The sequence below is a fragment of the Shewanella sp. SACH genome, assembly GCF_001887095.2.
Classification (GTDB): Bacteria; Pseudomonadota; Gammaproteobacteria; order Enterobacterales; family Shewanellaceae; genus Shewanella; species Shewanella baltica.
Genome location: NZ_MPDG02000011.1, coordinates 43,227 through 53,474, shown reverse-complemented (window position 1 = coordinate 53,474; position 10,248 = coordinate 43,227). Strand labels below are relative to the sequence as shown.

General features: G+C 48.6%; 8 protein-coding genes and 1 pseudogene. 3 read left to right on the top strand and 6 right to left on the bottom strand.

What is annotated here, in order from left to right:
* A pseudogene (locus BM607_RS22015) lies at positions 1 to 83 on the bottom strand (flavin reductase family protein); the annotation flags it as partial.
* 262 nt (positions 84 to 345) lie between these two features.
* Here BM607_RS22015 and BM607_RS21205 point away from each other — a divergent pair.
* Positions 346 to 2,739: a fatty acid cis/trans isomerase gene (locus BM607_RS21205; RefSeq protein WP_071940023.1), complete on the top strand. Its 2,394-nt coding sequence runs from the start codon at positions 346 to 348 to the stop codon at positions 2,737 to 2,739.
* A gap of 51 nt (positions 2,740 to 2,790) precedes the next feature.
* On the opposite strand, the gene BM607_RS21200 is transcribed toward BM607_RS21205, so the two are convergent.
* On the bottom strand, positions 2,791 to 4,905 hold the full coding sequence (locus BM607_RS21200; RefSeq protein WP_071940024.1) for a M13 family metallopeptidase: 2,115 nt from the start codon (positions 4,903 to 4,905) through the stop codon (positions 2,791 to 2,793).
* 227 nt (positions 4,906 to 5,132) lie between these two features.
* Between BM607_RS21200 and BM607_RS21195 the strand changes: the two genes are divergently transcribed.
* Positions 5,133 to 5,711 (top strand): nucleoside triphosphate pyrophosphohydrolase family protein, encoded by a 579-nt coding sequence (locus tag BM607_RS21195; RefSeq protein ID WP_071940054.1) that lies wholly within the window; start codon positions 5,133 to 5,135, stop codon positions 5,709 to 5,711.
* A gap of 106 nt (positions 5,712 to 5,817) precedes the next feature.
* Positions 5,818 to 6,114, top strand: a complete 297-nt coding sequence (locus BM607_RS21190) for a helix-hairpin-helix domain-containing protein (RefSeq protein WP_071940025.1) — start codon at positions 5,818 to 5,820, stop codon at positions 6,112 to 6,114.
* A 3-nt stretch (positions 6,115 to 6,117) separates the two neighbouring features.
* Here the strand turns inward: BM607_RS21190 and BM607_RS21185 are convergent, their stop codons facing one another.
* The 4 genes from BM607_RS21185 to BM607_RS21170 form a co-directional block, all read right to left on the bottom strand.
* On the bottom strand, positions 6,118 to 7,200 hold the full coding sequence (locus tag BM607_RS21185; protein ID WP_011845652.1) for an AI-2E family transporter: 1,083 nt from the start codon (positions 7,198 to 7,200) through the stop codon (positions 6,118 to 6,120).
* 223 nt (positions 7,201 to 7,423) lie between these two features.
* Positions 7,424 to 8,341, bottom strand: a complete 918-nt coding sequence (locus BM607_RS21180) for a redoxin family protein (RefSeq protein ID WP_071940026.1) — start codon at positions 8,339 to 8,341, stop codon at positions 7,424 to 7,426.
* A 221-nt stretch (positions 8,342 to 8,562) separates the two neighbouring features.
* A complete protein-coding gene (locus BM607_RS21175; protein ID WP_071940027.1) occupies positions 8,563 to 9,612 on the bottom strand; it encodes a nitronate monooxygenase in 1,050 nt (349 codons plus the stop codon).
* A gap of 34 nt (positions 9,613 to 9,646) precedes the next feature.
* Entirely contained in the window at positions 9,647 to 10,042 is a 396-nt protein-coding gene (locus BM607_RS21170; protein WP_012197687.1) for a VOC family protein, read from the bottom strand.
* Positions 10,043 to 10,248 lie beyond the last annotated feature (206 nt).

Here is a 10,248-nt window from a genome sequence, read left to right as displayed (position 1 = left end):
GGACCCACAATTGCATTTAAAGGATCGTGTGCAAGACCATGGCCTTTGCTCGGTTCGTAAAAATAGCGGTTATCAGCGGTCATACTTGATCCTTTTGTTATTGCCACATTGTTATTGCCACAACCGTGACGTGAGCGATTCACACAGCCATCACTAGCACACTTTTATGGTCGCTATCTTACCTAAGTTCCTTGGATGTCGCCAAAACTCTGCGGCATAAGTTAAGCGAGAGCGAGGATAAAATCAGGCTACAAATTTTAGATCCAATATACTCTTCTGTTAAAGTGATGCTGATCAGTGGGCTAAATGGCTAACTCTGCTAGGTGGCAAATAAAGGAGTCGTGAATGGACGCGATAAAAAGAATATGGAAAAGGTTGTTATTGGCCACTGTGCTGTTGGCGACGGGTTGTGCCAGTGTAGCGCAAATCGATTTCAATAGTCTGTTTGGCACTAGCTCACCGCAAAAGCGCGTCGAGAATGCACAGCTTAACAACCAATTTGTTCAACAGGCCGAATTTGTGCACAAAGAAGTTGAACCGATCCTCAATAGCCGCTGCGTGGTGTGCCATGCCTGCTACGATGCTCCCTGCCAGCTCAAAATGACCTCAAGCGAAGGCATAGAACGCGGGGCAACTAAGGAAAAAGTCTATCAAGGCACACGTTTAGTCGCCGCCACGCCCAATCGCTTATTTGTCGATGCCTTTACCCCAGAAGCTTGGCGTCAACGCGGCTTTTACCCCATGTTAAACGAACGCAATCAAACCCCTGAAGCCAATACCCAAGCCTCGGTATTGGCCAGAATGCTCACGCTTAAGCAAATGCATCCCCTGCCCGAAGACAAGATTTTAGATAAGCGTTTTGATTTCAGCCTAGACAGGGTTCAGCAATGCGCCAGCCTAGAGGAAATGGACAAATACGAGCAAAGCCAACCGTTTGCGGGTATGCCCTATGGCTTGCCAGCGCTGAATGCGAATGAACATCAAGTGTTGATGCACTGGCTCGAACAAGGTGCGCCTTTGCCGTTCGCACCATCGCTAGCCCCTGAATTTATAACGGAAATCACCCATTGGGAGCAATTCTTAAACGGCGACAGTTTAAAAAGCCAATTAAGCGCACGCTACATCTACGAGCATTTGTTTGCCTTTCACTTATATTTTGAATCTTTAAATCAGCCGAATGCCCAGCCTCTGTTTTTCGAGTTAGTCCGTTCGAGGACGCCGCCGGGGCAAGCGCTGGATATTATCGCCTCCCGTCGTCCCTTCGACGATCCTAAGGTGGAACGTGTCTATTACCGTTTTCGACCTTATCGGGCGACCATAGTCGATAAAACTCATATTCCCTATGCCTTAAATACCGGCTTGCTGCACGACTGGCAGCAATGGTTTATCGATGCGGATTACTCAGTGACTCAGCTGCCGAGCTACCAGCCGAGCATTGCGGCCAATCCCTTCGAAGCCTTTATTCAAATTCCTGCCGGTGCGCGCTATCGCTTTATGCTGAACCGCGCCCAAGACACCATTATGGGCTTTATCAAAGGCCCAGTGTGCCGTGGTCAGGTGGCGCTCAATGTGATTAACGACAGATTCTGGGTGTACTTTGTTACCCCAGATTATATGGACGACACGGATTTTAGGACCTTCTACCATTCCCAGATTGAAAACCTACGAATGCCAGCGGAGGAAGAAAGCACTGCACTCGCCGTAACTTGGGTGAAATATGCCGCCAAGCAAGGCAAGTACATGCGGGCGCGTAATCAGTTCTTGAATGAGAAGTTTAAAAACGGCCAACACCTCACCATAGAGGGGCTCTGGGATGGTGACGACAACAATGATAATGCTAGCCTGACAGTGTTTCGCCACTTCGATAATGCCACTGTGGTCAAAGGTTTAGTTGGCGAGCCGCCCAAAACCGCTTGGATTATCGATTACGCCTTATTGGAGCGTATCCACTATTTACTGGTCGCAGGTTTCGATGTGTATGGTAACTACGGCCACCAGCTTTTAACTCGCTTATACATGGATTTTTTACGCATGGAAGGGGAATCAAATTTCCTAACTTTGTTACCGCAGGAGGAAAGGCGCAAACAGTTTAGTGATTGGTATCAAGGGGCTGGTACTCAGCTCACGGCGTTTATCGCGGGGGATATCAACACCTTTAATCAGCCCACGGGCGTGCTCTACTATAGCGATGACCTCAAGGGCGAGCTGTATCAAAAACTCGGGCAGAAAGTCGCTAAGGTTCAGCCAAATAGATATCAAATAGAAAACAGCAACTTGCAAGCCAACAGCAAGGCGCTGTTGCAGGCATTAGGTCGATTAAAAGGCACCCAAGCGACCCTGTTACCTGAGCTGACGATGATCATGGTCGAGCCCGAAAAAGCAGGTAAAGCTGAGGTCTTTACCTTAGTTCGCAATAGTGCCCATCGTAATATTTCGAGCCTGTTTAATGAGGCCAGTAACCGCGAACCCGCAAAGGATGATGTCACCTTAGTGCATGGTTTATTGGGCAGTTACCCAGAAGCCTTCTGGCTGGTGAAAGAACAGGACTTACCTAAAATCGTCGCGGCGGTAGAGCAAATGCAAACCGAAAAAGACTATGAGGCACTGCTCGATGTTGCGGCTGTACGCCGTAGCGATCCTACCTTTTGGGCCTTTAGTGACAAACTCAATCAGATATTTTTCGACAATCACCCGATAGAAAGCGGTTGGCTGGATTACAACCGCCTGCAAAATCGTTAATAAAAAGGGGAACGCTAGCGTTCCCCTTGCTTTCAAATCCACCCAGTAAACTTACCAGATCTTAACGCGATCTTCTGGGGCTAAATACAGCTTGTCGCCAGGCTTAACATCGAATGCGCTGTACCAAGCATCTAAGTTACGCACTGTCAGCGCGCGGTACATGCCAGGGGCATGGCCATCGGTAGCGACGCGAGCCCGCAGCGCTTCATCACGCATCTTAGTGGCCCAGGTTTGCGCAAAGCCGATAAAGAAGCGTTGATCGCCCGTAAAGCCTTCAATCACTGGGGCTTCTTTACCGTTAAGCGAGGCATGGTACGCATCAAGAGCCGCGGCTAAACCCGCCACATCGGCAATGTTTTCACCTAAGGTCAGCTTGCCATTGACGTGTAAATCAGGGAAAGGTGCATAGGTATCAAACTGCCCTGCTAACGCATCACCTTGCTTAGCAAATTGAGCAAAGTCAGCGGGCGTCCACCAGTTACGCATAGCGCCAGTCGAGTCAAATGCCGCACCATTGTTATCAAAGCTATGGCTGATTTCATGGCCAATCACAGCGCCAATCGCACCATAGTTGTAAGCGGCATCGGCCTTAGCATCGAAGAATGGTGGCTGTAAAATACCCGCAGGGAAGTTAAGCGCATTTTGCACGGGCAAGTTCACCGCATTCACTACTTGCGGTGTCATCCACCACTCACCTTTATCCATTGGTTTGCCAATCTTGGCGAGCTGATGGCTATACTCTACTTTTTCACCATTGATGGCATTCGCGTAGGCATTGGTCGCAGTCACAGCATAGCTGTCGTAGTTGCGCCATTTGTCGGGATAACCCACGCCCACTGCCATAGTCGCCACTTTCGCTAGGGCTTCTTTCTTAGTGGAAGGGTCCATCCAATCGAGTTTCCCCACTCGCTGACCAAAAGCAGCCACTATGTTATCCACCATAGTGCTGACTTCAGCCTTGGCCGAAGCAGGGAAATATTGCTCGGCATAGGCATGGCCTACGGCATCACCTAGGTATTGATCGAGTGCAGCTAAAGCACGTTTATCGCGGCCGCGCTGTTCTGGCGTGCCAGAAAGCTTAGTGCCATTAAAGGCAAACGAAGCATTGTCTATGGTCGATGGCAATACATCGGCGTGGCTGTTGATCTGGTGGAACACGAGCCAATCTTTCCAGGCTTCTAAAGGCTCAGAAGCCACCAGCGCAGAAAGTCCCGTAATCGCCGTCGCATGGTAGGCCGCAAATTTAGGCTGATTGCCCAATTGCGCCGCCGCGAGGAAGGCAGTCCAGTCGATACCCGGTGCTTTGGCATCAAAGTCAGCACGGCTCCACACGCCCGAAGACTTAGCGAAATCTTCGCTATCTTCACGGCTAGCGTGGGCGGCAGCTATCTTGCTCTCAAGGGCAAAAATACGATCGGCACGGGCAGCGGCATCGCTCACGCCCGCATCTTTGAGCAAGGTTTCAATATAAGCACGGTAAGCAGTGCGAATCTCGTCCATTTTAGGATCGGCAGACAGGTAATATTCGCGCTCAGGTAAGCCTAAACCGCCCTGCAAGAAGTAAGGCAAAACTTCGCCCGGCGTGGCTAAACCTTGGGTTACGAAGATCCCAAACAGGTTTTCGGTATGGAAATCGGTCGCGTTGAGAGGGTCAACATCAGCGCGCAGGTTTTCACCTAATGCTGCGGATAAATCTTGCTTGCTCGCAATGGCCTCATAACGGGCGATATCCGCCTCGGCAGGTTTCATTCCTGCGGCATCAATCGCGGCAGTATCTGTGTAAGCCTTGTAAAAATCGGCGATACGCGCTTCGTCGCTACCCGCAGCATGCTGCGCTTTCACCAGTTCGGCAATCAAACTGGTTTTATGCTTTTCGGTCGCTTCAAAAGCAACGAGGAAAGCGCCAGTGCTGGAGCGATCGGCAGGGATCATCGTCGTTTTCATCCATTCGCCATTGGCGTAGGTATAAAAATCATCCCCAGGTTTTACCGTTGGCGACATAGCCGCGACATTAATACCTACCGGCATTTGAGCGGCAACGTCTTGGCTTTTAGGTGCGCTTTCGCTGGTTTTAACGGTGTTTTCTGTGGTGTTATCACTGCAAGCAGTGAGCCCCGTCAGTACTGAAGTAGACAGTAACAGCGCGGGAATAAGACGGTCCGACATGAATGACTCCTCTTTCTTTTATTATTGTATTTATCTTGTGATGATTAAGTTTGGCAGTGTAACTGGCTCTGAATGAAGAAGTAAAACAAAGCCACTTTTTATGATAAAAAGTTAATGCAAACATTCTGAGCCAGTCTACCGAGGCAGCCTGAACTTTGTATTCTGCGGCGCATTTCTTTAAAATTGCCGCTAACTACTTATTGTTTATTGATCCCAAGGCAATTCAAATGAAACTCACCAGCTTAACTCAACCTATTTATGACCACTTATATCGTGATATCAGTGAGTTTCGTAGCACCTTCGACTTGCCTGTTAGTGATGTTGATTCCTTAGATGACAAGGCCGACACCTTACATACTTCACTGATTATTGAAGAGTTAACTGAGCTAGCAGAAGCCGATAGCCGTATCGAGCAAGCCGATGCCATTGTCGACTCTGTGTATGTGTTAATGGGGCGTTTAGTGCATTTAGGCGCACAAGCCATGACCGACAGACTCGAAATCAGCTACCTGATTGACTTGTTGCTATGCGTCGCTAAAAACCGTGAAATCGACTTTATTGGCTGCTGGGACGAAGTCCATTCAAGCAATATGAGTAAAGTGTGCCGCAACGAGCAAGAATTGGCTGAGACAGTTGCCTTTTATGCTAAGCAAGGTGTTGAAATTGTTGGTAGTCAACAAGGCGACTTCATCATAGCCAAATGTGCTAAAGATGTGGAAATGGCGGGTAAAGTGGTTCGCCAAGGCAAGGTACTAAAATCGGTATACTACCGCCCAGCGGATCTCACTAAGCTGGTTAAAGCCTAAGTTTTGTAACTTTGTTTAGAGCCTGTCATTTACAGGCTCTTATTTCGCCAGAGCGATTATCCAGCAGTAATGACTTTTCAGCGTGTGTTTTAACGAGGCAATCCGTATGAATCCTGCGAAAGTAGTGCGTGCCGAGGTGAAGCAATTAACTGATTTGCCGAATATTGGCAAAGCCTGTGCGGCGGATTTACGTTTGCTTGGTATAGATAAACCTGAGCAACTGCTGGGGCAAAATCCCTACGACTTGTATCGAACTCTGTGTGACAAAACGGGCCAGCGACACGACCCATGCATGATCGATGTGTTTATCTCCATTACCCGTTTTATGGCGGGCGAAGATGCTCAACCTTGGTGGTTTTACACCGATGAGCGCAAAAATACCTTAGGGCAGACTAAACCTTAGCTTTTAGCTTCCCGCCTGTTTATCACTTTGTATTATTTCAGGTTCTTCCCTTAACCATTCCCGCCAAATCGCCACCAGCAAGGCCATCAATACTGGGCCGACAAACAAACCGACAAAACCCATGGTTTTCACGCCGCCGATCAAACCGAAAAAAGTCGGTAAGAAAGGCAATTTAATCGGCCCGCCGACAAGATTGGGGCGGAGGGTTTTATCGACAATAAACAGCTCTATGCTGCCCCAAAGGAACAAGCCGACACCCGCCGTCATATCGCCAGTGCCGACAAGATAGAGTGAAATCAAGGTAAACATGGTTGGCGCGCCGCCGGGAACCAAGGCCATAAAGGCGGTTAACACCCCAAAAGCCACGGCCGATGGCACACCCGCAATCCAATAGGCAATCCCCAGCACTATGCCCTCGCCGATCGCGATAAGCGTCATGCCGATCACCGTCGAACTGACCGTAGCTGGCACCACACGGGAGAAGCTATGCCAGCGGGCGGGCAATACTCGCTCGCCGACAATATCTAACTGTTTGGCCACTTGCTCGCCATCTTTATAGAGGAAAAACAACGTGATCAACATAAAAAGTAAGGTCAGTAGCAGGCCTAGTGTGTTCCAGCCTAATTGCAGCACCCAACGGGAAATGCCACTCAGGTTCTGACCACTGATGGCACTGATGATTTTGCCTAGCTCGTGGGGTTCACCGATAAATTGCTGCCATTGCAGGGTTAACCACTCACCCATCCAAGGTAAATCTTTGATCCACAAGGGCACGGGCGAACCATGTTGGTTAGTAAACACCAACCAATCAACCCAAGTTCTTATCTCTTGTAACGCATAGGAAAATACAAACACCAGCGGGATAATCAGCCCAAGCACAATACAACACAGGGCAATGGTTGCCGCCAACGCCGAACGACCACCGCATTTTGCCAATAGTTTTTGATAAAGAGGCCAACTCGAAAAACACACAATCAAGGCGGCTAAGGCAGGCACTAAAAAGTCGATAAAAAAGAATACACCAGCGCATAAGAGCAAAATCAACAAACTACGACCAATCGCGGCATTACTGAAAATCGGCGTCATAGTGCTAACACTCCCCACAATACAATCCAACGATAAGATGGAAAACACTCGGCATTGTGCCAACCGTTAACGTTTGAGTTCAACCCGTTCTGTGAGTCAGTTTATTGCGCAGCGCTTCCCATGGGCAATCACTTTAATACCGAATATTGCGTTGTGTATCGATTCAATCTTTTAAGAAAAAGGCCTTTGGCTATCTATCAAAGGCCTAACAGTTGAAATGAGCTTATTGAGCCGAGAGCTGCTTAACGAGTTGCTCTGACTGACTAAAGTCGGTAATGCGCTGAACGACTTTCCCGTCCTTAACCCACAGTAACGTCGGGATATTGCGGATTTTAAAATGATTAAATAACACGCCTAACTCATCGATACTAAAATCGATTTTAGTCTGATAAAGCTGCTTAAAATCTTCGAGCGCTTTATCGTCTGTCCACAGGTGATTGACCACACCATGCCACGCTTTATTCGGCACTTTTTGCGCGAGATTATTTAAGCCTTTTTGGACGGCAATACACTCTTTCGACATTTCTGGACGGCTCTCAGCCAAGTACCAATCACACCAGGTTGCAGTGAAAAAGAGTAAATGCTCACCTTGTTCCCAAGGCTTCAGTAACTTAGCCGTTTGCTCGGCACTGGGCGCCTCTGTTGCCTGCGCCGTCAACTCTTGGCCATTCGCCAACATATCAATAAATTTATCTAAATTAGCGTCTGACTCGTGGCTAGTGTAAACCACATCACCACCACGATTGATCAATACACTATATGGCGTGCCGACCAAGCCTAAAGCCACACCCAACTCACCTTCATTATCCAACCACACTGGCATAGTGAGCCCGAAGCGCGCGATAACGTCAGCGATCTTAGGCTGCTCTTCATTAATATTGATGTTCACTGCGACGATATTAATCTTGTCCTGATACTTCTTTTGCAGGGCTTCAAAATGCGGCATTTGTTCCATACAAGGCTGACACCAAGTTGCCCAAAACTTTAGGTATATCGGCTTGTTACCCGCAACGCTGCCTAAGGTCACTTGCTGCTGTTCGGGATAGGTTTTAAGTGCAATATCTTGATAGGCTTTGTCGCCCGCAAACGTAGCAAAACTCACGACGGCAAGGCACATAACAATGATTTGACGTAACAACATAGTGTTTTCCTTAAATTGATAGATCACTCGCATCCACGACTATGGGGCCAGTGATTTGCAGCCATTTACACAGAAAATACATAATTAAAGGGAGTGACAGTCTACCCAGCAGCCAACCTTTAACCAGTGAGTATAAACTAACAAGCCGCTAATTTAGCCATGTAAAATGTAAGCCTTGGTGAGCATATCAATGAGTATTAATGGTCTATTAATACAACATCTTAAACTATCAAGCCTAACGCCAATTGCTTGGTGAGCTCTGCGGCGGGAATCGCCTGACAGCCGGTTGCATTTTGGCCGCACCAAAGTGGGCTAAAATCGCCAAATCCTTGTTGCTCGGCGGCGCTTCGCAATCCTGCGACGGCACTGGAGGCGAGCGGAAAATCCGGTACTGCGTTATTGATAGGTCCAAGTTCAACCATAAAACGATTCACTATGCCGCGTGCGGGGCGACCAGAAAATAAGTTAGTCAGAGCCGTATGCAGCGCCGCCTCACTTTGCAGTGCGGCACGATGGATCTCACTGGTGGTGCATTCAGGGCAAAGTAAATAAGCCGTCCCAACTTGCACCGCCGAAGCGCCCATCGCCATGGCGGCATGCACGGTTTTGGCATCGACTATGCCACCCGCTGCGATAACGGGCACATCAACGGCAGTAATGATTTGCGGCAATAAACTAAAAGTGCCGAGTTGCTCAGTCAAATCATCGGATAAGAAATGTCCTCTATGGCCGCCAGCTTCTAAGCCCTGCGCAATAATGGCATCTACGCCACGCGCTTCTAACCAGAGCGCCTCTTCCACTGTGGTCGCCGTCGAGATGATCTTAGATCCCCAAGATTTTATCTCCAGCAACAAGTCTTCATTGGGTAAACCAAAGTGAAAACTCACAACCTCAGGTTTGAATTTAGCTAACACTTCAGCCTGAGCACTTGTATAGGGCGCGCGTTGTGCTCCCGCAGCGTGGGTATCAGAATGGATACCCAGCTCAGCAAAATAAGGCGCGAGTTGCTTGAGCCATGCAGCTTGTTTCGCCGCTTGCGGTTCGGGCTCGTGATGACAAAAGAAATTTACATTGATGGGCTTAGTCGTCTGGGCGCGGATCTGTATCAACGCGGCATCTAAGGCTTCAAGGGATAACATGGCGCAGGGCAAAGATCCCAACGCACCCGCTTGCGACACGGCTATCGTTAAGGCACTGCCCTGAACACCCGCCATAGGCGCTTGAATAATTGGCAATTCGATTCCAAATAATCGGGTTAACTGGCACGGCATACATCATCTCCTTTGACTGGTTATCACTTAACGCTCAATCCTGATATGGTCCTGCGGCTAAACGCTGGGAGATCCACCACAAATTGCCCACGGGATCCCGCACTCCACCTTGGCGATCGCCATAGGGTTTATCCGCTACTTCCATGATTAACTCGCCCGCAGCAGCAAGCGCCTGAGCTACCGATTTATCGGCATCTGCCACATACAAATAGTAGGATGCTGGCATTGGCGGAAACGCTTCACTCGCCTCGCTTAACATAAATAGGCAGTCGCCGATTTGCATCTGCGCATTGGCTATTTTGCCATCCAATCGATGAGAAATATGTAGCGCTTTAGCATCAAAGGCTTTTTGCATAAAGGCCACTAAACTATCGGCATTGTTGATAATCATATACGGGCTAACCCGTGAAAATCCTGGCGGAATAAACATAACGACTCCTTGTTACCCAAGCATGATGTTGACAATAGAAAGCCACTATAAGTCATGCACTATAGACCAAGCACGAGGGCGAAAACTAGCCCGCAGCCATTAAGCCTTCAACGTGAAATGTAAACTTAAGCATTCAGTGAACGAGCCAAAGCGTAAAGCCTGCGGATGCTTTGCCCCACGGCGTTTAAGTCATTTTATATCTTTGC